Genomic DNA, 23,591 nt, shown 5'->3' with positions numbered 1-23,591 from the left:
GCCGGGGGCTATGCCTCCAGGCGTTCGACAACGTCGGCAATCACCGCCAGGGTGTCACCCATATTGATCAGCGAAGGGGCTCGACGCGCCATCAGAATGCCGTCGCGCTCGGCCTGGTACGCCACTGGCGCCGACCCGCTGCGGGTCATGTCATAAACATAGGCAATGGTCTGGCCCTTCTTCACTTCGTCGCCCAGTGCCACCAGCAGCTCCAACACACCGGCGTGCTGGCTCTGTACGTAGCAGCTGGCGTCCGGCATATCCAGGTACATCTGCCCGCCTTCGGGCATCTCCACGTTGCCTTCTACCAAACCGTAATGAATCAGGAAGTTGCGCACGCCGCGCTCGGCAATGGCGATGCTTTGCGGGGTGGAAGTACCGCCGCCGCCAAGCTCGGTGGCCACGAATACTTTGCCCTGACGTTCGCAGGCGGTATCGAAAAGCTTTTCGGCGTCCAGCTCGAACATCACCATGGCATAAGGCGCACCGAAGGCCTTGGCGCCTTCCAGCGCCGCCTGCTGCTGGTGTTTGTCATCCAGTAAGTGAGACGCACCAAACGGCAGGATATCCAGCGTGCGGCCACCAGAGTGCAGGTCGAGCACGACATCACTCATGGGCACCAGCACCCGGGTGAAGTAGTCGGCAATTTGTGAGGTCACCGTGCCGTTAGGGTCGCCGGGAAAGCTGCGGTTCAGGTTGCCTTTGTCCATCGGTGAGGTGCGCTTGCCAGCCATCACCGCCGGGGTGTTCATGCAGGGCACGATGATCACGCGGCCAGTGACCTCCTCGGCCTTGAGCGCCGAGGAGAGCTTGAGCAGCGACGTTATGCCTTCGTACTCGTCACCATGGTTGCCCCCCGTCAACAGGGCCGTGGGGCCTTCGCCATTCTTCACCACGGTCACGGGAATCATCACCGCCCCCCAGGCAGACTCATCAGTGGAGATCGGCAGCTTCAAAAAGCCGTGCTGCACGCCGTCGGCGTCGAAGTCGACGGTGGCAGAGATGGGGCTGGGCCGTAGTGAGTTCGGTTGAAGCGTCATGGTGAATCCTTTTTATTGAACGACCGGCTACTTCACGAACAGCTGGCGGGGGAAGTTTGCCAGCGTTTCGCAGCCGTCTTCGGTAATCAGTATGCTTTCGGTAATTTCCAGCCCCCAGTCATCGACCCACAGGCCCGGCATGAAGTGAAAGGTCATGCCCGGCTGCAGGATCGTCTCGTCCGAGGGACGCAGGCTCATGGTGCGCTCGCCCCAGTCGGGGGGGTAAGAGATGCCAATCGGATAGCCGCAGCGCGCGCCACCGCGGTCAAAACCGTACTTGTCCATGGCTGCGCCCAGCGCCATGGCGATATCGGCCGTGCGATTGCCGGGCTTGGCAACGGCCAAACCGTTTTCGATGCCTTCCAGCAAGGCCGATTCGGCGCGGATGAAGTCAGTGGGCGGCGTGCCGAGGAACACGGTGCGCGACATGGGCGCATGGTAGCGCTTGAACACCCCGGCAATTTCGAAGAAGGTGCCTTCACCATTGCGGAACGGCGTATCGTCCCAGGTCAGGTGTGGCGCCGCCGCATCCTTGCCCGTAGGCAGCATGGGCACGATGGCCGGGTAATCACCGCCAAACACCTTGCCGTTTTCGTCGATGAACCCTTCGATGCCCACGCGATAGATTTCAGACACCAGCTTGCTCTTGGGCAGCCCCGGCTCGATCACTTCCAGAATGCGCGAGTGCATGCCTTCGACGATCTTGGCGGCGACCCGCATATAGGCAATTTCCTGGGGAGACTTGATCGCCCGGCACCAGTTCACCAGCGCGTTGGCATCCATGAAGCGCGCGTGGGGAAGCTCCTTGAGCAGGCTTTGGTAAGCCTTGGCGGAAAAGTAGTAGTTGTCCATTTCCATGCCCACCACGCCGGTGTGCCAGCCACGGTCGGGCATGATCGACTGCGCCAGATACTCCATCGGGTGCATGTCAGGGTTCTGGACGTAGTAATCCGGGTAATAGGTGATGTTATCGGGGTGAATCCAGCAGGTGCGCAGCGCGCCATTGGCATCCATACGGCGACCAAACCACACCGGCTCACCCTCCAACCCCACCAGCACGCACTGGTGCACGTAAAATGACCAGCCGTCGTAGCCGGTCAGCCACGCCATGTTGGAAGGGTCGCTGACGATCAACACATCAATGCCGCGACCGGCCATTTCAGCACGCACTTTCCATAAACGGCTGGCGTACTCTTCACGGGTGAAAGGCAGGGAAACCTCTGTCATCGGGCAACTCGCCAATAAAAGATCACTTAGAACCAGCGCCCGCGGTAAGGCGCGCCACTGGGCCACAGGATCGACCTGGTCACCGCCGCTGCTGGCCCGCCAATGTCGCCTTGCCCCGATACTAGCACCCCTCCTTGGTCAGCGGTCAAAGCCTTTATGTCAAAAATTGCATAGACCGTTAACATCGCTTCTAACGAGGCGTTGGCCGTGAAGCGACGCGCTTGCCGTGGGTTGCGGTCTTCGGGTTCTCTCGCTCATGATAGAGCTTCCCCAAAAGCCGCAGCTAAGGAGCCTTCATGAAAATTGTCGTCCATATCGACAATGCAGCGCAGTGGCAGGCCGCTATTGCCGACGCATTGCCCCAGGCCACGGTATTGACCAGCGACGCCCCGGCCAGCGAGCGGCTCAATGCCGATTACCTGGCCGTCTGGAAGGCACCGGCCCATTTGCTGCAGGAGCAAACGCACCTGAAAGGCATCATCAATCTCGGGGCTGGCGTCGACCACTTGCTCAATACGCCGGGCCTTCCTGAAGGCGTGCCCATCGTCAAACTGCGCGACGCGGGCATGAGCGAACTGATGGCCGACTACGTACTATACGGCGTGCTGCACTTCTACCGCAGCATGGACCGCTACCGCGAGCAGCAGGCCCACGCCCAGTGGACGCCGCAGCCAGTCGCCGACAAGGCCGACTGGCCGGTAGGCGTGCTGGGGCTCGGGGCCATTGGTGGCTACGTGGCCAGTGCGCTACAGCAGGCAGGGTTTCCGGTCTTGGGGTGGAGCCGCTCTGCCAAACAGATCAGCGGGGTACGCTGCCTGCACGGTGACGAGGGCCTGGACCAGCTGTTAAGCAAGGTGCAAAGCGTCGTGACCATCCTGCCGGATACCCCGGCCACTCGGCATATCCTGAACGCCGCCCGGCTGGCGCAACTTCCGCCAGGGGCAAGTGTTATCAATCCGGGGCGCGGGAGTCTGATCGACGAACAAGCTCTGTTGAAAGCCCTTGGCACGGAACAGCAGCCAGGCCACCTGCGCGGTGCGCTGCTGGACGTCTTCCACGAAGAGCCGCTGCCTGCCAATCACCCGCTGTGGCAACACCCCAAAGTGATCGTGACGCCGCATATGGCGGCCCCGACTCCGCTGAACGACGCCATCGATCAGGTCATTTCCTATCTGCATGCCTTCGATGCCGGTGAGCCTCTCGCCACCGTCAACCCCGATGCGGGCTACTGACGCCCATGGCTCGGCACGTTATACTTTGCCAAGCGTGATCGTTTGCTGAGAACGGGCCAGCGACGCTGTGGAACCAAGGGCTGACACAAAGGTTCTGAGGATCATATATTCAATGGAGGAATGGCCTTTGCGTCACGTCAACGTAACTGCGGCTCGCCGCTGGCTGAGCATCACTGTGGGTGCCCTGAGCGTGTCTGGCATGACAGCCGCCCTCGCAGAGCAACCCATCGAAGACTCCCCGTGGGCAGCGCCCCAACCGTTCGAAGCTCAGTACCGGCTGGAGATTCGTGGTTGGCCCGGCGCGACCATCACCCACACCCTATCCAACGAAGGCCTGCACTGGCTGAGCGACATGAGCTTTTCAGTCGCCGTGGCGCGCGGGCAAGAGCGCAGCCGCTTTGCAGTGGACGATGACACCACACGCTCGCTGCTCTACAACAGCAGCTACTCGCTGTTTGGCGTGGGCGACAGCTACCAGTTGAACGAAGCCGATATCCACTCGCTGGACCGCCAGACGGCTCTGTTCGACCTGTCACGGCGGGTCGGCCATGAAGACTGCACCCAAGAAGCACCTTGCGATATCTCGTTCATGGACCACCGAGGTCGAGACGAGCACTTCCAGTACTACCTGAATCCCCCGGCCAGCGTCAGCGTCCCCGCTGGGGAGTTCGACGCTAAGCAGGTCACCTTGGTAGATGCCGAGAAACCCGACCGTCACCTGGTGATCAATTTTCACCCTGACTGGCCCGGGCTGATCCTCTCTGCGGAGTACCAGAAGGAAGGCAGTCGCCAGACCGCCATCACCATGACACGCTTCACGCCTGCCGAGGGTAAAGAACTCTAGATGCTCTCTGGCTTATTGATCGTACTGTTGCCGCTGTTTCTGGGCTATCTGGTTCGCGTTCGTTCCACGTGGTGGCTGAACCTCATCAACCGAGCCGTCAGCGGCTCGGTATACTTGATACTGCTGTTCATGGGAGTGAGCCTGGCGGGGCTTGAAAACCTGGGTAGCCAGCTGTCTCGCCTCGGGGGCAACGCCCTGCTGCTGTTCAGTATCACCACCCTCTTCAATCTTGCCGCCCTCTGGTGGCTTTCCAGGCGCGTACGCCTGAGCGCGGGGAACTCTCCCGTGGTCAAGGACGCCCCCACCAGCAAACTGGCGGCCATGGGCGGCTCGCTGATGCTCGTTGCCGTGGTGGCGGGTGGCGTGGCGCTGGGGCTGCTGCTCGGCCCTGTGCTGGGGGAAACGTTGTATACCACGGCGGACTGGCTGGCAGAGTGGGTGCTCTACGTGCTGCTGGTGTTGATTGGCTGCCAGCTGCGCAATTCGGGCATGCCGCTCAAGCAGATTCTGCTCAACCGTCTGGGGCTCGCCATTGCGGTCACCCTGGCGCTCAGCTCGCTGTTGGCAGGCTTGGCCGCCGCCCCCTTGCTCTCGCTGCGCTGGAATGAAGGTCTGGCCATGGCCTCCGGGTTTGGCTGGTATTCGCTGTCGGCCATTCTGATTGGCGACCAGCTCGGCCCGCTGATGGGCGGCGTGGCGTTCTTCAACGACCTGACCCGCGAGCTGCTGGCATTCATACTGATTCCGCTGGTCATCCATCGCCACACCGCGCTGGCGATTGGCTATGGCGGGGCCACCTCCATGGACTTCACCCTGCCCGTGATTCAGCAGCATGGCGGCGTGGCCTGTGTGCCCATTGCCGTGGTCAGCGGCTTTATCCTCTCGTTACTCTCCCCGCCGCTGATTCTGTTCTTTCTTTCGCTGTCGGGTTAGCGTGATCGGGCGCTCCTTGGGTAGGATACGCAGCTAGCGTATTGCTTCGATCATCAAGGACGCCCACCCACCATGCTCAACGGAATCTGGTTAAGCTTTTTCATTGCCGCCTTTGCGGCATCGCTCTGGCAATGGCTGGTGGGTGGCGACAGCGAGGTGTTTGCCCGCCTGGTGCAGTCGCTGTTCGATATGGCAAGGGTCAGCGTCGATATTATTCTGGTGCTGCTGGGCACCATGACGCTGTGGCTGGGTTTTCTGGCCATTGCTGAAAAGGCGGGCTTGATACGCCTGCTGGGGCGAGTGCTCGACCCGCTGTTCTGCCGCTTGATGCCCGAAGTGCCCCGCGGCCACCCGGCCATGGGGCTGATCAGCATGAACTTTGCCGCCAACATTCTAGGCCTGGATAACGCTGCGACGCCCATTGGCATCAAGGCGATGCACTCACTGCAAACCCTGAACCCCAGCCGCGATACCGCCAGCAATGCGCAAATCCTGTTTCTGGTACTGAATACCTCGTCGCTGACCCTGCTGCCCGTCACGATCTTCATGTACCGCGCCCAGCAAGGGGCGGCAGAGCCGACGCTGGTGTTCCTGCCGATTCTGCTGGCGACCAGTGCGTCCAGCCTCGCCGGGCTGCTGGCGGTGGCCATCATGCAGCGTCTGAAGCTTTGGCAACCGGTGGTGCTGGGGTACTTGCTGGCCGCTGCGCTGGCCCTGGGGCTTTTGATCGCCACGCTGGCGGGGATGTCGGCTCAAGCGCTGGCCGCCGCTTCCACGCTGGTTGGCAACCTCACGCTGTTCAGCATTGTGATCATGTTCCTGGTCGTGGGCGCGCTGCGCGGCGTGAAGGTGTATGACGCCTTTATCGAGGGTGCCAAGGAGGGCCTGAGCTTTACCATCACCCTGCTACCCTACCTGATTGCCATGCTGGTGGCCGTTGGGGTGCTGCGCGCCAGCGGCGTACTGGATGCCGGGCTTGGCGGCATTCGCTGGCTGGTGGAAGGCATTGGCTGGGATACCCGCTTTGTCGATGCCCTTCCCACCGCCTTTGTAAAGCCACTCTCCGGCAGCGGCTCCCGCGCCATGATGATCGAGACCATGAACACCTTTGGTGTCGATAGCTTCCCAGGGCTACTGGCCGCCACGTTCCAGGGCAGCACCGAAACCACCTTTTATGTGCTGGCGGTCTACTTCGGCGCCATTGGCATTAGCCGCATTCGCCATGGACTGGGATGCGCCCTGGTCGCCGATGTGGCAGGCATCACCACCGCCATTCTGGTGTGTTACTGGTTCTTTGGCTGAATCAGCAAGACCGTTCGCCACGAATCGCTGCGCTGAGTGCTTTGCGCAGCGCTGGCCCAGAAAGCCCACGGCCAAGCAGAACGATGAGTTTGGCCACGGCGGCTTCCAACGTGATGTCTCCTCCAGCGATCACGCCCGCCTGATTGAGCGCCGCCCCGGTGGCGTAGGCGCCTTGAATGACCTCTCCCTGAGCGCACTGCGTGACGTTGAGCAGCGCCACGCCCCGCTCATGGGCCGCTTTCAAGGCGTCGAGCAGTGCACCGTCAAAGCTGGGCGGGTTCCCCACGCCGTAGCTGTGTAGCACCACGCCTTTCAGCGTGTCGTCTGCCAATAGCGCTTTTGCGCGCGTTAGCGACATGCCTGGGTGCAACGGCAGCACCGCTACCGCCTCGTCATCGAGTTCGATGGGAGCAAAGTTGGGCTCCCCGCTGAGCAGCGCCGAGGGCTGGGGAAAGGTGATGCCAATGCCGATCTCGGCAAGCCAGGGGAAGTTGGGGGAATCGAAAGCATCCAGACCTTGAGTACGCACCTTGCGGGCGCGGTTACCGCGCAGCAGCCGGTCATGGAAGACCAGGCTCACTTCGCAGGGTGTGGCCGGATGAGCCGCCAGCTGTAGCGCGCTGACCACGTTGTTCAGCGCGTCGCTTCTGGGCTCACCCAGCGGAATTTGAGAGCCGGTGAAGATCACCGGCTTGTTCAAGGCCTCGAGCATGAACGACAGCGCTGACGCGCTGTAGGCCATGGTATCGGTGCCGTGCAGAATCACGAAGGCATCGGAGGCCTGCCAGTGGGTTTCCAGCGCCGCCACCAGCCGATTCCACGCCTCGGGCATCAGCTCGGCGCTGTCGATCAGCGGCTGCATTTCCACCACCTCGAAGGCAGGCAGCCGGTAGGGGTCACCCAGGGCAAGATGCGCCGCCAGGCGCTCGGCCAGCCCCGCGCAGGGCACATAACCTTGTGGCGATGGCTGCATGCCAATGGTGCCACCCGTGTAAAGCATGAGGACGCGGGGCATGGGGACTCCTTATCGAATTGAATACAAACGCACTTACTTCGCGGGCGCGCTTTCCAGCCGCTGCTTCAGCGCTTCGGCCTCTTCTGGCTCCAGCTCCCAAGCTTTGGGGTCCAGATCGAGATCAGGATGCTGGCTGGCATCGAAAATCGGCTGTTTGATGCCCTGACGGCGCTGGCTGTCGAAATCGTTCAGAATGCGCAGGCCGCACTTGAACAGCAGAATCAGTGCAACGAGGTTGGCCACTGCCAAGAGGCCCATGGTCACATCGGCGAAGCCAAACACGGTGCCTAGATCGGTGGTCGCGCCCCAGCACACCAGCAGTACGATCGCCACCCGGAAGGCGTTGAACAGGTTCTGGTTGTCACGGCTGAAGAAGTTCAGGCTGTTTTCGCCCAGGTAGTAGTTGTAGAGGATGGTGCTGAAGGCAAACAGCAGCAGCGCCAGGCTCACGAAGGTGCGGCCCCACTCGCCGACGTGGTCTGCCAAGGCAGCCTGGGTGAGCGCGATACCTTCGACACCCGCCCCGGCGGCGGGGTCATACACGCCGCTGAGCAGAATCAGAAACGCCGTGGCCGAGCAGATGATCACCGTATCGATGAACACCGAGAACGCCTGCACGATGCCCTGGTTGGCCGGGTGAGGCACGTACGCCACGGCAGCCACGTTGGGCGCACTGCCGAGGCCCGCTTCGTTGGAGAACAGGCCACGCTTCAAGCCCATCATGATGGCAGCGCCAATCCCGCCGCCCACCAGCGGCTCAAGGCCAAAGGCACTCTTGACGATCAGCGCCATTACCGCAGGGATCTCACCCAGGTTCATGGCAATGACCAGCAGCGCCACGGCGATATAGCCCACGGCCATGAAGGGCACCAGGAATTCGGAGATGCGGGCAATCCGCTTGATGCCGCCGAAGATGATCAGCCCCACCAGCATGGCCAGCGCAATACCGCTGTACAGTACCGGTACGCCGAAGGCATCGCCAAACGAAGTGGCAACGGCATAGGACTGCAGGGCGGTAAAGGCGAAACCAAAGGTAATCAGCAGCAGTACCGAGTAGAACGCCGCCAGCCAGCGCCACTGTTTGCCCAAGCCTTTGACGATGTAGTACGCCGGGCCACCGCGGTAAGTGCCATCACCTTCCGCCTGCTTGTAGGTTTGCGCCAGGGTGCACTCCAGGAAGCTGGTCGCCATGCCCATCAAACCGACGATCCACATCCAGAAAATCGCTCCCGGGCCGCCCAGCGTAATCGCCACGGCCACGCCGGCGATGTTACCGCCGCCCACGCGCCCCGCCACCGATAGCACCAGCGCCTGAAACGAGCTCAAGTGGCCATGCTGATTACGCTTGAAGGCTTGGCCAGAACCCAGAATACGAAACATCTGACCAAAATAACGAAACTGTACGAAGCGGGAGGCAACGGTAAAACCGATACCAACGCCCACCAGTAAAACGAGCAGGACCTTCCCCCAGAGGAGGTCGTTGAGCATATCGAGCATGGGATAGTCTCCGCATTTTTATATTGGCGTTATGGTTGTGATCGCGTCTTTGTTTGCGATTGAGAGGCGCGGAAAGTGTTGTACCAAGCCAAACACGGGATGACGTTTGGCGCAGCGATGCAGTTGGTTGCACTCACTGCGCCAGTGGATGCATCACAGTGCATCAGGCGTATACAGCCCCGCGAGATGATGACCGCTAGAGAGAATGTGCCGAGCAGTCATCTGATGATGTTACTGCGATGCCCACTTGTGAAGATGCACCGATTGACGTTAAATGACATCAATATCGATGCAAGCGAGTGCACGACCAGGCAGGAGTGAACGATGCGAACCACTGTTACCATTGACGATGAGCTCTACGAGCAAGCATTGGCGTTTGCCGAGCCGGGAATGGATAAACCGTCAGACCTCTTTCGCGAGGCCATGAAGACCTATGTCCGCGTGCAAGCCGGTCGACGTCTTGCAGCCTTGGGTGGGACTGTGCCAGAGATGCCCGACATACCCCGCCGTCGCGAGGCGCCTTCAACGCAATGAACGTGCTAGTCGACACATCGGTCTGGGTGGATCATTTCAGAAAACGAAACGATGCCCTGATCGAATTGATCGAAAAAGATCTTGTGCTCAACCACCCCATGGTTTTAGCTGAGCTTGCCTGCGGGACACCTCCCTCCCCGCGCACTCAAACGCTAAAGAGTGTTGCCCTCTTGCGGCCCTGTCATCAGGCTAGTTTGTCGGAGGTGATGGACTTCATCGAACGTGAAAAGCTCTATGGCCTGGGCTGCGGCTTAGTCGACATGTGCTTACTTGCCTCAACACTTATCACGCCCGATACGCAGTTATGGACGCTAGACAAGCGTCTCGCGGATATGGCGGACAAGTTCGCTGCGGCCTACCGGGTCGCGGTACATTGAGAGCTGATCACAGTGTCCGTTTGAAAAATAGCCACCATCGATCAAAATTGCTGTAGGCATGGCTTCTTTTCCTTCTTTAAACGAAAAACGCCCCAGGGGTCGGCTTATCCCGAGATATGTGGGAAAGCTTACTGCCTAGGGCGTGGATAACGCTTAGCTTACGGGGTGCTTAATACATCGTCAACCCCTACATCCGTAACATCATTATCAGGGGCACGCAATGCCCGCGTTTGCCGCCCTGGCCGCGTGAAGCTTCTTGTAGCTTTCGATGAGGCGCTGGTGGCGCTCCAGCCCCTCCAACTGCATGTTGGTGGGAGTAAGGCCGTGGAAGCGCACGCTGCCATCCACCGAGCCAACCACCGCCTCCATGGTGGCTTCGCCGAACATGCGCTGGAAGTTGGGCAGGTAGTCGTCCAACGCCAGCTCGTCGTCCAGGGCAATCTCCAGCACCGCGTTCACGGCTTGATAGAACAGGCCACGCTCGACGGTGTTGTCGTTGTACTGCAGGAACATCTGCACGCAGTCCAGCGCCTCTTCATGGCGGCCAAGCGCCAGGTAGACCAGCAGCTTCAGCTCAAGGATGGTCAGTTGCCCCCACACGGTGTTCTCGTCGAACTCGATACCGATCAGCGTGATGATATCAGCGTGGTCGTCCATCTGACTCTCTTCCAGCCGCTCGACCAAGTCGGTCAGCTGTGCGTCATCCAGGCGGTGCAGGTTGAGGATATCTTCGCGGTAGTCCAGCGCCTTGTTGGTGTTGTCCCAAATCAGGTCTTCGATGGGGTACACCTCGGAGTAGCCCGGCACCAGAATGCGGCAGACCGGCGCGCCTAAGTCTTCGTGTACCGCCATGTACACTTCCGCGCCCAGCTCTTCGAAAATACCGAATAGGGTCTCGGCTTCTTCCTCGTTGCTGCCAGAGAAGTCCCACTCGCTGAACTCGAAGTCGGGCTTGGCACTGAAGAAGCGCCAGGAGACCACGCCCACCGAGTCGATAAAGTGCTCGACGAAGTTGTTCGGCTCGGAGACGGTCTGCGAGTTGAAGGTCGGCAGCGGCAGGTCGTTCAGGCCTTCGAAGCTGCGGCCCTGTAGCAGCTCGGTCAGGCTGCGCTCCAGCGCCACCTCAAAGCTTGGGTGGGCACCGAAGGAGGCAAACACACCGCCGGTACGCGGGTTCATCAGCGTCACGCACATGACCGGGAACTGCCCGCCCATGGAGGCATCCTTCACCAGCACCGGGAAGCCCTGGGCTTCCAGGGCATTGATGCCCTCGACAATGCTGGGGTACTTGGCCAGCACTTCTTGCGGTACGTCGGGCAGGGTCAGCTCCTGTTCGAGGATCTCACGCTTCACTGCCCGCTCGAAAATCTCTGAAAGGCACTGTACCTGAGCCTCCACCAGCGTATTGCCCGCGCTCATGCCGTTGCTGAGGAACAGGTTTTCGATCAGGTTGGAGGGGAAGTAGACCGTTTCGCCGTCGCTTTGGCGCACAAAGGGAAGCGAAACGATGCCCCGGTCTTCACGGCCCGAGTTGGTATCAATCAGGTTCGAGCCACCCAGCTCGCCTTCCGGGTTATAGATCGCCAGGCAGTGCTCGTCGAGAATTTCGGCGGGCAGCTCGTCATTCGGCCCCGGCTTGAACCACTTCTCATTGGGGTAGTGCACGAATTCGCTGTTCGCGATCTCTTCGCCAAAGAACTGATCGTTGTAGAAGAAGTTGCAGCTCAAGCGTTCGATGAACTCGCCCAGCGCAGAGCACAGCGCGCTCTCTTTGGTCGCGCCTTTGCCGTTGGTAAAGCACATGGGGGACGCCGCATCGCGGATATGCAGCGACCACACGTGAGGCACGATATTGCGCCAGGAGGCGATCTCGATCTTCATACCGAGGTTCGCCAGAATCGCGCTCATATTGGCGATGGTCTGCTCCAGCGGCAGGTCCTTGCCAGGGATAAAGGTGCTGCCGCCCTCGGGTGCCCCCATCAGCAGCGCCTGGGCGTCTTCGTCGATGTTCTCGACCACCTCGATCTGAAACTCGGGGCCGGTCTGGATGACCTTCTTCACCGTGCAGCGGTCGATGGAGCGCAGAATGCCTTCGCGATCTTTTTCCGAGATATCTTCCGGCAGCTCGACCTGAATCTTGAAGATCTGCTTGTAGCGGTTTTCCGGGTCGACGATGTTGTTTTGCGACAGGCGAATGTTCTCGGTGGGAATATTGCGCGCGTTGCAGTACACCTTGACGAAGTAGGCGGCACACATGGCCGACGACGCCAGGAAGTAGTCAAACGGGCCAGGGGCCGAGCCGTCGCCTTTGTAACGAATCGGCTGGTCGGATATGACCGTAAAATCGTCGAACTTGGACTCCAGGCGGAGGTTGTCGAGATAGTTAACTTTGATTTCCATAAGCGGGCGTCCGGAGTAATGAGTGTGCCTGAGCGCCAACGCATCAGGCGAATGGCGGCCATTATCCAGTTTTTTGCCCGCTTCGTCTTGGGCAGTCGCTTGAATCGCTTATTGCGGATCCAGCAAGAACGGCAGCGCTTCCTCCAGCAGCATGTCAGGAATCTCTTCGGCGATATAGTGGCCGCAGGGCAGCGCCTTGCCCTCTACCTGGGTCGCTACCTTGCGCCACTCGCCCAGCGCATCGAAGCAGGCTTCAATCGCACCTTCGGCACCCCACATCACGTTGATCGGGCAGGTGAGTTTCACACCCGCGTCGATATCCGCCTGATCGTGCTCTAAATCGATAGTCGCGCTGGCGCGGTAATCGCCGCAGATGCCGGTGGCCGTACCGGGAAGCGACAGGCAGCGCTCGTACTCTGCCAGCGCTTCCGGGGCGAACGGTGCCATACCTGCGCTGCGGGCGCCCATCACGCTTTTCAGGTACTGCTCGGGGTCGGCTTGAATCAGCATTTCCGGCAGCGGCTGAGGGCGAATCAGAAAAAACCAGTGCCAGTAGCTGCGGGCAAACGCCTCATTGGTGCCACGGTACATGGCCAGCGTGGGGGCGATATCCAAAAGCACCATGCGCTCGATCCGCTCGGCGTAATCAACGCCTAAACGATGCGCCACCCGCGCGCCGCGGTCGTGGGCCAGTACTTTAAACCGCTCAAAGCCCAGCGCGCTCATCAGTTCAGCCATATCGGCGGCCATGGTGCGCTTGGCGTAATTGAGATGCTCTGCGTCATCGTCCGGCTTGCCGCTGTCGCCGTAGCCGCGCAGGTCGGCGGCAATCACCGTGAAGTGCTGGGCAAGCGTGGCCGCCACTTTGTGCCAGATCGTATGGGTCTGTGGGTGCCCGTGAAGCAGCAGCAACGCCGGGCCGCTACCCCCCATGCGGCAGGCAATATCGACGCCGTTAACGCGGCGTGTCTGTTTTTCAAACCCTGTAAACATGGCTAGCTCCTCGCGGATAGATGATGCTCTTCACTTGGCGTCCTCTTGTAACCGTTCGATCAGAAAGTCTTTCAGCGCGACCACGGCGGGCGTGAGCGACAGCCGATGCGGGCAGACGAGATACAGCGGCGCGGGCTCGGTAGGAAACGCAGCCAACAGCGCCACCAAGCGGCCTGCATCGAGGTCTGCCTGAACATCCAGGCGAGATTTATAGGCAACGCCCTCTCCCGCCAGCGCCCAGCGGCGCACGCACTCAGCATCGTCGCTCACCCGATTGCCCTGCACGCTGATACGCTCACTGCCGAACTGCCACTGGTCATGCACCCGCTCACCAAGATTGAAGCAGAGACAGTTGTGCTGGCGTAGTTCATCTGGCGTGGCGGGCTCGCCGTGGCGCGCGATATAGCGAGGTGCGGCGCACACCACCCGTTGGTTATCATCTTTTAGCGGCAGGGCTACCAGGCTGGAATCCTCCGGCACGCCGTAACGCAGGGCAATCTCTACTGGCTGGCGAAACAGATCGCTCACTCGGTCGCTGACCCGAAGCCGCAGACGCAGCTGCGGATGCAGCGCCATAAAATGGTCCAGCCAGCCCAGCAGCACGTTGCGGCCCAGATCTGAAGGCATGGAGAGGCTGAGCTCTCCCGCGATCTCCTGGCGTTCGCGGTGCAGCTCTTTTTCCCCTTCGGCAAGGGCGCTCAATGCCGTTTTCGCATGCACTAAATAGTGCGCCCCGGCGGGTGTTAGCCGCAAGCTGCGGGTAGAGCGTACCAGTAGCCGCGTGCCCAACACGTCTTCAAGGCGTTTGATTGCCACGCTAGCCACTGCCGGGGTAATCGCCAGCTCCCGCGCGGCGGCGGAAAGGCTGCCGTGCTCGGCGGCATAGACAAGCACATTTAGGTCATCGGTACGCATGGAGCAATAGCGCCCTTATTTTCAAAAAAAATTGGAAACTGTTAGCTACATTAGCCCTCTTTTTCATAAAACGACACCCAGGCATGATGTCGCCATTCATCATCGCTTGGAGAACGACCATGAAAGCATTCGCGTTTACCAAAAGCCTGCCGATCGACCACCCAGACGCCCTACACGCCGTCGAGCTGCCGCTGCCCACACCCGAGCCCCACGATATTCGCGTCGCGGTAAGCGCAGTTTCCGTCAACCCGGTGGATGCCAAGGTGCGCAAAAGCGCGCTGCCCGAAGGCGGCGAGCCGCGGGTGCTGGGTTACGACGCGGTAGGCGTGGTCGATGCCGTGGGCAGTGCAGTCACTCGCTTTCAGCCGGGTGACCGGGTGTGGTACGCGGGCAGCATTGCGCGCCAAGGCTCCAATGCCGAGTACCAGCTGGTCGATGAGCGTATCGCCAGCCTGGCGCCGAAAAGTCTGTCTGACGTCCAGGCAGCGGCTCTCCCTCTCACCGCCATTACCGCCTGGGAGCTACTGTTTGACCGCCTGGAACTGGGCCTGCGCGACACCAAAGGCAAAACATTATTAGTGGTAGGTGCTGCCGGTGGCGTTGGCTCGATTCTGATTCAGCTGGCCAAGCAGCTCACCGATATCACCGTGATTGGGACGGCCTCACGCCCGGAAAGCCAAGCCTGGGTCACGTCGCTCGGCGCCGATGCGGTGATCGACCACCGCCAACCGCTGGATGAAGCGCTCAAAGCCGCAGGCTACGAGCAGGTGGATATGGTCATCAGCCTTAACCAAACCGATCACCACTTCGAGGCGATCATCAATGCCTTGAAGCCCCAGGGCAAATTGGCACTGATCGATGACCCGGAGCTGATCGACGTGCGTAAACTCAAGCTCAAGAGCCTGTCACTGCACTGGGAGCTGATGTTCACTCGGCCTTTGTTTACTACCGAGGACATTGCCAAGCAGCACGACCTATTGAGCGAAGTTGCCGCCATGGTGGATAGCGGCCGTTTGACCACGACGCTTGGCGAGGTACTTGGCCCCATCACTGCCGACAACCTGACGCGTGCCCACGCGCTGATCGAGAGCAACCGCACCGTAGGCAAGCTGGTGCTGGCGGGGTTTTAAGCACGCGCGCCGATCATTTCAAGCCAGCTTGAGGTATCAGCCGTTGCACTCTTGGGCGCAAGGCGGCACATTAGCCGCCACCGCCCAAGAGCCCCGAGTCACGCCCATGCACGATGAATTTGTGGCCAATTTGCGCCTGCTGTGCAGCTACTACCCGTCGATTGCCGACGTGTGCCGCCGCCTGCCGATGAACCGAGCGCAATTCAACCGCTACTTGAGCGGGCGCTACTATCCCAGTCATGCGGCGCTCCAACGAATATGCCATTTTTTTGGCGTCACCGCAGACGACATTGCCCTCCCCCACCAGGATTTTCGCGCCCTGGTACAAACCGGCCAGTTGAGTGCTGATACGGCAAGCCCCACGCTGCCCTGGCCCAATGCGCTGGTGCAGCGGGGCAGTGAAGGCTTGGAGCGCTACCTTGGGCGCTACTTCGAGCTTTACCACTCCATGTCGCGCCCTGGTCATATCATGCGTACGCTGGTGTGTCTGGAGGAGCGCGACGGCGGCGTGGTGTATCAGCGCACCGAACGCATGCCGGTGGCCCCCGGCAAACGCCCCTGCCATAACCGCTATGTGGGAGCGGCAGTCAAACTCGCGGACCGACTGTTCTTGATCGACCACGAAACCCTGAACGGTCACGAGATCACCCAGACCATTCTGTTTCCCAGCTTTCAAAGTCAGGTAACGCGATTGACGGGGCTGAAGATGGGCGTGGCAGACAACAGCGAGCGCATGCCCTGCTGTGTGAGAGTGGTGTATCAGCGGCTGGATGAACAGACCAGCCTGCGCGAAGCGCTCGCCCAGTGCGGGCTACTGGCACTGGACGACCCATCCCTGGATGCGGCGCTACTGGCCGCCATTCAGAACGATATCGCCGCGGGGGAGTATCATTTTCGTGCGCGCCATTAACGTGACGGTGGCGTCGCAGTCGTCAGCACGTGGGAAAACAGAATGGCTTCGAACTGCTCCATGGGAGCCAGGGACTTGAGCGTCTTGGCGCGCAGGATAGCACCTTCCCACCCCGAGAGAATGAAGCTGGCCAGCGTGTCAGGTGACAACCCTTCCGGCACGCTGCCGTCTGCCTGCGCCTGGCTCAAGCACGTGACCAGGCGTTTTTCCCAGCGCTGGAAGACCACGTTGAGCGCATCGCGGAAGGTATCGTTTTGGCCCGCCAGCTCCTGCCCCAGGTTGCCGATCAGGCAGCCCGTGGAATGGTCACAGTCGAGCATATGCGCCCTACCTGCCGCGAAGTAGCGACGCAGACGTTCGAGGGGCGGCACGGCCGAATCTTCCATCAAGGTAGCCAGATTGGCATCGTATTGGCTGGCAAACCGCTCGATCACCGCCAGACCAAAGTCCTCTTTACTGGCAAAATAGTGGTAAAACGAACCCTTGGGTACACCGCAGGTTTTTAAAACGGCATTGATACCCGTGGCGTTATAGCCCTGCTGGGCAATCAGCTCAGCGCCGGTATCAATCAACTTATCGCGCGTGGCGGTGTTTTTCATAGCGTCATGCAGACCAGGAAGTCTATGGTTTTTCACGTCAATGATGACAGGTATCGGAAACCGCGTCAGCGTTTGGGTTGCACGCTATTTGCACAATGCTTGCCTAATCGCTGCGTAGGAATCGGTGATGCTAGCATGATCTTGCCACTTCTCGGGCATTTTTGCCTTCAGCCAATGGATACCCCCCGGCCATGACTCCACCTCGCTCTTTTGCCTCCTCACAGCAAGGCCGCCTGGGCCTGGGTGCCCTGGCCGCCTTGCTGGTACTGGCAGGCGGCCTTGCCGTGGCCTGGTGGATCATCAGCCAGCCACCCAGGGTAGAGCGCAGGCCACCGCCGCCGCCCGTGCCCCCGGTGGTCGACGTGATGACCGTCGAGCAGCGCCAACAGTCGCCTACCCTGAGTGGCTTTGGTCGTGTCGAAGCGGAACAGTCGACGCTGCTGGCCAGCCGCGTGGCCGGGCAGCTGGAACGTTTTGCCGAAGGCGTACTGCCCGGCCGTGTGGTCGAGCAGGGAGCACCGGTGGCTTACATCGACCAGGCCGACCTGCAGCTGGCGTTGGAGGATGCCCAGGCTCAACTGGCAAACGCCGAAGCCCAGCTGGCCCTGGAGCAGGCCGAACAGCAGCGCGCCCGCAGTGAGTACGAGTCGTTCGGCAGGCAGCTGAGCGCCGAACGGCGAGCGCTGGTGCTGCGCGAACCCCAGCTGCGCCAGGCCCAAGCGCAGTTGACCCAGGCGCGCGTGGTCCGCGACCAGGCGGCGCTAAACCTGGAGCGAGCCACCCTCACGGCGCCCTGGCGCGCCATGGTTCAGGAGCGCCTGGTGGGGGCTGGCAGCCTGCTGGGCCAGGGCACCGAAGTGCTCAGCCTGGTGGGTGTCGAGCAGTTCTGGGTACGTGCTTCGCTGCCCGGCGATACGTTGGCCTGGCTGGAGAGTGGCGGTCGCGTCACGCTCACCAGCCAGGGCTGGCCTGACCAGGCCGAACGGGAGGGCGAGCTGCTCTCCGTGCTGCCCAACCTGGAAGAGAACGGCCTGCAGGCCCAGCTGCTGATTGCCGTGAACGACCCATTGGCCCTGAATCATGAAGGTCCCGCCCTACGGCTGGGCGACGTCATGCGGCTCACCTTCCACACCCGCGCCCAGGAGCCGCTGATCAGGCTACCCTCTGCCGCGCTTCGCCCCGGCGAGCAGGTCTGGTGGGTGGACGACGACAACCGCTTGCGCAGTACCCGCGTCACTCTCGCTTATCGCGGCCAGGATGACGTACTGATCCGGGAGGGCCTGGAAGCGGGCCAGCGCGTGGTCATTGCAGGCCTGGCGCAGCCCCGCGAGGGGCAGGAAGTTCGCCTGCGCCAACGTGGCGACACCCCGGCACGTGATCAGGAGAGCGCTCAATGATGCGTAAAGGCCCGTTGGCGTGGATGGTGGATCACGGCGTTGCCCCCAACTTGATGATGGTGCTGTTCATCGTGGGCGGCCTGATGGCCTCGATGGCCATCAAGAAAGAGGTCTTTCCGGAGTTCGAAACGGAAATCGTCCAGGTCTCCATCAGCTACCCAGGCGCCACCCCGGAAGATATCGAGCAAAGCCTGCTGCTGCCCATGGAAGCCGCCATCGCCAACGTGGAAGGCATCGACGAGATGACCGCCAGCGCCAGCGAAGGCAGCGGTGTGGTCAGCGCAACGCTGATCGACGGCGTGGATGTGATGCGCGCCTACCAGGACATTCAACAAGCCGTGAATGCCATTACCACCCTGCCCGCCGCTGCCGACCCGCCCCGCATTACTTTGGCAGGCCGCTCGCGCAGCGTCGTCAGCCTGCAGGTGTACGGCAGGGTGGGCCAGGAAGCCCTGCACGACGCCGCCGAGAACGTACGTGCCGAGTTACAGGCCACCAGCGGCATCTCCCGGGCAGAGCTCTCCGGCAACCGGGACCGGGAAATCCAGGTGCACCTGGACGATGAAGCCATCGAGCGCTACGGGCTCGATCATCAGCAGTTGGCCAGCCGCATCGCCGCCGAAGCACTGGATCTGGCCAGCGGCCAGTTGACCACCGCCGAGGGGGAATGGCTGATCCGCTACCAGGGGCGCCGCAATAGCGCCGAAGAGTTCGCCGAGCTGCCCATTCTGAACACGGCCCAGGGCTCGCCGGTGCTGTTGCGCGACATTGCCCAGGTCAGTGAAGGCTTTGCCGAAACCGACCGGGAGGAGTTCTACAACGGCCAGCCGGGCATCTCGGTGGATGTGTACCAGATCGGCGGCCAAACCCCGACCAGCATTTCCAACGCAGTAAGCGGCGAGCTGGAACGGCTGCGCGCCAACCTGCCCGACGGCGTGAGCCTGGACATCGCCCGGGACAGCTCGGAGGTCTACGAAGACCGGCTCGGCCTGCTGCTCAAGAACGCCTGGATGGGCCTGGCGCTGGTGCTGGTGCTGATGGCGCTGTTTCTCGAAGCGCGACTGGCGTTCTGGGTGACGCTGGGCATTCCCACGGCGTTTCTGGGGGCCATGCTGTTCCTGCCCTGGATAGGCGTCTCGCTCAACATGATGTCGATGTTCGCATTCATCATTGCGCTAGGTATCGTCGTCGATGACGCCATCATGGTGGGCGAGAACATCTACAGCTATCGCGAGGAGGGTTACTCGTTGCGCGATGCGGCGGTCAAGGGCGCCCAGGAAATTGCCACGCCGCTCACCTTTGCGATCCTGTCGAACATCGTGGCCTTCCTGCCCCTGCTGTTCCTGCCCGGCTTTTTGGGGCTGATCTTTGCCACGGTGCCGGTCGTGGTGATCACGGTCTTCGTGATCTCGCTGGTGGAGGCTCTGCTGATCCTGCCCGCACACCTGGCCCACGCCAGCAAACCGAGGCAAACGCCAGCCTGGCAGCGCCCTCTGGAGGCCGTGCGGCTACGCATGCAGCAGGGGCTGCACCATTTCACCTACCGGCGCTTCGAGCCCTTTCTGCAGGGTGCACTGAACCAGCGTCTGCTGACCGTCTCGCTGGGCGTGGCGCTGCTGGCGATCACCCTGGCATGGGCCATGAGCGGCCGATTGGGCTTCTCGTTGATGCCCCGGGTCGAATCCGACCAGGTGCAGGCCAGCGTCACCCTGCCGATTGGTAGCCACATCAGCGTCAGCCGCGAATTGAGCCAGCAATTGCTGGACGCCGCCACGGCCCTGAGCGAGCGTGAAGAGGGGTTGAGCTTCACCAGCACCCGTAGCCGTCTAGATGGCGAAAGCCTCTCCGTCCGCCTCGACATCGCTTCGGAAAGCCTGGAGAGCTGGCCACCCTCACGCATTGCCCGCGAGTGGCGTGAACTGACCGGCGATCTGCTGGGCGCGCAATCGGTCCGCTTCGAATCCGACTTTGGCGGCCCCGGCAGCGGCGCCGCGCTGAGCCTGCGGCTTTCGCACCCCAATACCCAGGTGCTGGAGGCAGCCGCCACACGATTGGCCGAACAGCTGGCGGAGTACGGGCTGACGGACATCGACAGCGGCCTGGGCGACGGCAAGCCACAGCTGGAAATGCGCCTGTCGGCCGAAGGCCGCTCGCTGGGGCTGACCGGCAGTGACTTGGCACAGGCCCTGCGTGGGCCGCTGCAAGGCGCCACCGCCGTCGAGCAGTTCATCGGCCGCCGAGAGGTCAGCGTCGAAGTGCGTTTACCGGAAGCCTCTCGCGATAGTCTCAGTGAGCTGTACCGGCTTCCCGTGCGCACCCCCGAGGGGCTCAGCGTGCCGCTGTCGCGGGTGGCCGACATCACCCTCAGCCAGGCGTCCAGCAGCCTGCAGCGCATCAACGGCCGGCGCATCATCACCGTCACTGCCGACTCCGAGGGCGACCAGGCCATCAATCAGGTGCTCGCCACCTTGCAGGAGGATGTCTTTCCCATCCTCAGCAATACCTGGCCGGGCCTCGAAGTCAGCATGGGTGGCCGCCAGCAGGATACCGCCGACAACCTGGCCACGCTGCGCAAGGCCATGTGGCTGATGATTGCGGCACTCTATGCCCTGCTGGCGATTCCCTTCCGAAGCTACTTGCAGCCGCTGCTGGTGATGGCCGCCATTCCATTTGGTATCGTGGGTGCCATCGGGGGCCATATGCTGATGGGCTTTGGCTTGTCGATCATCAGCCTGCTGGGCATGCTGGCGCTGTCCGGCGTGGTCATCAACGATGCCCTGGTGCTGATCGACTACGCCAACCGCAAGCGGCGCGAAGGCATGGCGCCTCGGGAAGCCATCGTGGCCGCCGCCACACGCCGATTGCGGCCAATCATGATGACCACACTGACGACCTTCCTGGGGCTGGCACCGATGATTCTGGAAACCTCGCGACAGGCACGCTTCATGATTCCCATGGCCATCTCTCTGGGTTTTGGCATGCTATTCGCCACGGTCATTCTGTTGGTTCTGGTGCCCTGCCTCTATCTCAGCCTGGAGAATCTGCGCGAACGCCTCAGCGCACCGCCCCCTCCCGAACCCGAGAGGGCTAACCCATGAAGGCGTTACATAGCCTGCGCCAGTGGCGCCCTTCGCGGCTGGGTATGAAGCTGTTCGCGGCCATCCTGAGCGTCAATGTGGCCATTGCCGCCAGCGTATTTCTGGCGGTCACCTACAGTATCGATCGCGGCTTTCTCGACTACCTGAACCAGGCCCAGGAGCGCCGCGCCACGCTGCTGGCCGACGGCCTGATTACCCGTTGGGAAACTCAGAACAGCTGGGCGTGGCTGGAAGAGGCCCCCGACCGCTGGCCCTACATCGTCCGCTTCGAGCTGGGCCAGGAGCATCGTGATCGGCCATCTCCCCTGGGGGAAGCGCAGGATTTCGCTCTGCAGGATGCCGATGGCCACGCCATCATTCCCCCCAGCGATACTCCACGGGGCTCCCGCAACTGGCACTGGATGACCCTCTATAGCGATCTGGCGCCCAATGGCCAGCGTGAAGCCATTGGCGCCCTCGGCTTTCGCCCGCCCCAGGAGATGATGGAGCGCATGGAGAGCCGCTTTCTGGAGCGCCAGCAGCGCAACCTGATCCTGATCGTGGTCTCGCTGGGCCTGGCCTCTCTGCTGCTGGCTGGCGGGCTCTCCTGGTGGCTGGGCCGACGCACGCGGGCGCTGGCCGGAGCTACCCTGCGCCTCACCGAAGGCGACTACCATACCCGCTTGCCCGAACGCGGCCGCGATGAGCTGTCTCGCCTGGCCCGGGATTTCAACGTGCTGGCAGCCACCTTGGAAGCCAGCCGCGAGGCCCGGGCACGCTGGGTGTCGGACACGGCCCATGAGCTGCGCACCCCGCTGGCCGTACTGCGCGGTGAAATCGAAGCCATGCAGGATGGTATTCGTCCTCTGAATCAGGAAAACCTGAGTTCGCTGGCCCAGGAAGTGGCTCAGTTGGAGCGCCTGGTCTCCGACTTGCGGCTGCTCTCGCAAAGCGATGCGGGAGCGCTGGACATCCAGCTGGCCCCGCTGAACCTGAGCGACAGCCTGGGCAGCCGCCTGACCGACGCCGACCGCTGGCTTGAGCAGAGCGGCCTGAGCCTGACCTGCCAGCTGGAAGAGGACATCATGATTCGCGGCGATGCCCAACGCCTGCGCCAGCTGTGGAGCAACCTGCTGGATAATAGCTGTGCCTATACGCAATCGCCCGGGGCGCTGCGCGTCACGCTCGGCTGCGAGCGCGGTCAGGCCGTCATCGTCTGGCAGGATAGCTCCCCCGGTGTCCCCGACAGCGAGCTGGGGCGGCTCACCGAGCGCCTGTATCGGGTCGAGGGGTCGCGTAACCGTGCCAGCGGCGGTAGCGGCCTGGGCCTGTCGATTGCCAGCGCCCTGGTGAGTGCTCACGGTGGCACCATGGAAGCCAGCGCCTCGACATTGGGCGGGCTGGCCTGGACACTGCGCTTTCCGCTGATTTCTTCTGACCCTTACTGAATGCGAGTTGACCATGACCCAGGAAGCATCCCTGCTGATCGTCGAAGACGAACCCAAAATTGCCAGGCTCATGGCGGACTACCTTGGCAGCCATAACTTCGCCCCCACCATCATCGGCCATGGCAGCGACGTGATGCCCTGGCTCACCCAGCACTCACCGGCGCTGGTACTGCTGGACGTCATGCTGCCCGGCAAGGATGGCCTCACCCTGTGCCGGGAAATACGCCAGCAGTGGCCGCTGCTGCCCATCATCATGGTGACGGCCAAGGTCGAGGAAGTGGACCGGCTGCTGGGTCTGGAGCTGGGCGCCGATGACTACATCTGCAAGCCGTTCAGCCCGCGCGAGGTGGTGGCCAGGGTCAAGGCCGTGCTGCGCCGCAGCCAGGCCATTGCCGAGGCCACCGGCCACACCCCGACCACACGGCAAGCGCCGGTCACCCTGGATGAAGAGGGCTGGCAGGCCCTCGTCAATGGCCAGGACCTGGGGCTCACCGCCGTGGAGTTTCAGCTATTACGCGTTATGATGCAGTCGCCGGGGCGTATTTTCAGCCGCGAGCAGTTGATGGATCACATGTATCGCGACAACCGCATCGTGTCCGAACGAACCGTCGACAGCCATATCAAGAAGCTGCGCAAAAAGATCACCGAAGCCCTGCCCGAGCAGGAAATCATTCGCTCGGTGTATGGTGTGGGTTACAAATATCAGCCCGAAGGGTAAGCC

The 23,591-nt window shown here is 61.7% G+C and carries 20 protein-coding genes; 12 read left to right on the top strand and 8 right to left on the bottom strand.

Annotated elements, in window-relative coordinates; translation table 11 throughout:
- Positions 1-8: 8 nt before the first annotated feature.
- Together doeB and doeA are read right to left on the bottom strand one after the other, a co-directional pair.
- Complete coding sequence (gene doeB, locus FEU76_RS01210; protein ID WP_039175530.1) at positions 9-1,040, bottom strand: N(2)-acetyl-L-2,4-diaminobutanoate deacetylase DoeB; 1,032 nt, start codon at positions 1,038-1,040, stop codon at positions 9-11.
- Between the two features lie 27 nt (positions 1,041-1,067).
- Positions 1,068-2,267: an ectoine hydrolase DoeA gene (gene doeA, locus FEU76_RS01205; protein ID WP_039175528.1), complete on the bottom strand. Its 1,200-nt coding sequence runs from the start codon at positions 2,265-2,267 to the stop codon at positions 1,068-1,070.
- Positions 2,268-2,563: 296 nt separating this feature from the next.
- On the opposite strand from doeA, the gene FEU76_RS01200 reads away from it, so the two are divergent.
- From FEU76_RS01200 to FEU76_RS01185, 4 genes are all read left to right on the top strand, one after another.
- A complete protein-coding gene (locus FEU76_RS01200) occupies positions 2,564-3,499 on the top strand; it encodes a 2-hydroxyacid dehydrogenase (RefSeq protein ID WP_039175527.1) in 936 nt (311 codons plus the stop codon).
- Positions 3,500-3,626: 127 nt separating this feature from the next.
- Entirely contained in the window at positions 3,627-4,343 is a 717-nt protein-coding gene (locus FEU76_RS01195; RefSeq protein ID WP_446718788.1) for a hypothetical protein, read from the top strand.
- A complete protein-coding gene (locus FEU76_RS01190) occupies positions 4,344-5,276 on the top strand; it encodes a lysine exporter LysO family protein (RefSeq protein WP_096921398.1) in 933 nt (310 codons plus the stop codon).
- 72 nt (positions 5,277-5,348) lie between these two features.
- Positions 5,349-6,578, top strand: coding sequence for a nucleoside recognition domain-containing protein (locus FEU76_RS01185; protein WP_144979679.1), 1,230 nt, complete (start codon positions 5,349-5,351; stop codon positions 6,576-6,578).
- Position 6,579: 1 nt separating this feature from the next.
- On the opposite strand, the gene FEU76_RS01180 is transcribed toward FEU76_RS01185, so the two are convergent.
- Together FEU76_RS01180 and FEU76_RS01175 are read right to left on the bottom strand one after the other, a co-directional pair.
- Complete coding sequence (locus FEU76_RS01180) at positions 6,580-7,593, bottom strand: asparaginase (protein ID WP_144979676.1); 1,014 nt, start codon at positions 7,591-7,593, stop codon at positions 6,580-6,582.
- A gap of 33 nt (positions 7,594-7,626) precedes the next feature.
- Positions 7,627-9,090, bottom strand: coding sequence for an alanine/glycine:cation symporter family protein (locus tag FEU76_RS01175; protein WP_039175516.1), 1,464 nt, complete (start codon positions 9,088-9,090; stop codon positions 7,627-7,629).
- A gap of 324 nt (positions 9,091-9,414) precedes the next feature.
- Here FEU76_RS01175 and FEU76_RS01170 point away from each other — a divergent pair, with 324 nt between their 5' ends.
- Positions 9,415-9,624, top strand: a complete 210-nt coding sequence (locus FEU76_RS01170) for a type II toxin-antitoxin system VapB family antitoxin (protein ID WP_144979673.1) — start codon at positions 9,415-9,417, stop codon at positions 9,622-9,624.
- Positions 9,621-10,001, top strand: coding sequence for a type II toxin-antitoxin system VapC family toxin (locus FEU76_RS01165; protein WP_144979670.1), 381 nt, complete (start codon positions 9,621-9,623; stop codon positions 9,999-10,001). The genes FEU76_RS01170 and FEU76_RS01165 overlap by 4 nt, the downstream gene beginning before the upstream one ends.
- Before the next feature lie 207 nt (positions 10,002-10,208).
- Here the strand turns inward: FEU76_RS01165 and FEU76_RS01160 are convergent, their stop codons facing one another.
- From FEU76_RS01160 to FEU76_RS01150, 3 genes are all read right to left on the bottom strand, one after another.
- Positions 10,209-12,401, bottom strand: coding sequence for an OsmC domain/YcaO domain-containing protein (locus tag FEU76_RS01160; protein WP_144979667.1), 2,193 nt, complete (start codon positions 12,399-12,401; stop codon positions 10,209-10,211).
- A gap of 108 nt (positions 12,402-12,509) precedes the next feature.
- The gene (locus FEU76_RS01155) at positions 12,510-13,394 is read right to left on the bottom strand and encodes an alpha/beta fold hydrolase (RefSeq protein WP_144979664.1); all 885 of its coding nucleotides are present in this window, start codon (positions 13,392-13,394) and stop codon (positions 12,510-12,512) included.
- A gap of 30 nt (positions 13,395-13,424) precedes the next feature.
- The gene (locus tag FEU76_RS01150; protein ID WP_144979661.1) at positions 13,425-14,309 is read right to left on the bottom strand and encodes a LysR family transcriptional regulator; all 885 of its coding nucleotides are present in this window, start codon (positions 14,307-14,309) and stop codon (positions 13,425-13,427) included.
- A 119-nt stretch (positions 14,310-14,428) separates the two neighbouring features.
- On the opposite strand from FEU76_RS01150, the gene FEU76_RS01145 reads away from it, so the two are divergent.
- Positions 14,429-15,439, top strand: coding sequence for a zinc-binding alcohol dehydrogenase family protein (locus FEU76_RS01145; protein WP_144979658.1), 1,011 nt, complete (start codon positions 14,429-14,431; stop codon positions 15,437-15,439).
- 106 nt (positions 15,440-15,545) lie between these two features.
- Complete coding sequence (locus FEU76_RS01140) at positions 15,546-16,349, top strand: helix-turn-helix domain-containing protein (protein WP_039175504.1); 804 nt, start codon at positions 15,546-15,548, stop codon at positions 16,347-16,349.
- On the opposite strand, the gene FEU76_RS01135 is transcribed toward FEU76_RS01140, so the two are convergent.
- Positions 16,346-16,948 (bottom strand): TetR/AcrR family transcriptional regulator, encoded by a 603-nt coding sequence (locus FEU76_RS01135; protein WP_144979655.1) that lies wholly within the window; start codon positions 16,946-16,948, stop codon positions 16,346-16,348. The genes FEU76_RS01140 and FEU76_RS01135 overlap by 4 nt on opposite strands.
- A gap of 191 nt (positions 16,949-17,139) precedes the next feature.
- On the opposite strand from FEU76_RS01135, the gene FEU76_RS01130 reads away from it, so the two are divergent.
- The 4 genes from FEU76_RS01130 to FEU76_RS01115 are packed head-to-tail and all read left to right on the top strand — an operon-like array spanning position 17,140 to position 23,588.
- Positions 17,140-18,345 carry an efflux RND transporter periplasmic adaptor subunit gene (locus FEU76_RS01130; protein WP_144979652.1) on the top strand — a complete coding sequence of 402 codons (1,206 nt, stop codon included), beginning with the start codon at positions 17,140-17,142 and terminating at the stop codon, positions 18,343-18,345.
- Positions 18,342-21,443, top strand: a complete 3,102-nt coding sequence (locus tag FEU76_RS01125; RefSeq protein ID WP_144979649.1) for an efflux RND transporter permease subunit — start codon at positions 18,342-18,344, stop codon at positions 21,441-21,443. The genes FEU76_RS01130 and FEU76_RS01125 overlap by 4 nt, the downstream gene beginning before the upstream one ends.
- A complete protein-coding gene (locus tag FEU76_RS01120) occupies positions 21,440-22,870 on the top strand; it encodes an ATP-binding protein (RefSeq protein ID WP_096921408.1) in 1,431 nt (476 codons plus the stop codon). Before FEU76_RS01125 ends, FEU76_RS01120 begins: the two co-directional genes overlap by 4 nt.
- A 13-nt stretch (positions 22,871-22,883) precedes the next feature.
- Entirely contained in the window at positions 22,884-23,588 is a 705-nt protein-coding gene (locus FEU76_RS01115) for a response regulator (RefSeq protein ID WP_016916247.1), read from the top strand.
- Positions 23,589-23,591: the final 3 nt, after the last annotated feature.

The organism is Halomonas sp. C22 (assembly GCF_007655045.1).
Classification (GTDB): Bacteria; Pseudomonadota; Gammaproteobacteria; order Pseudomonadales; family Halomonadaceae; genus Vreelandella; species Vreelandella hamiltonii.
This window is presented reverse-complemented; position numbering and strand designations above follow the sequence as displayed.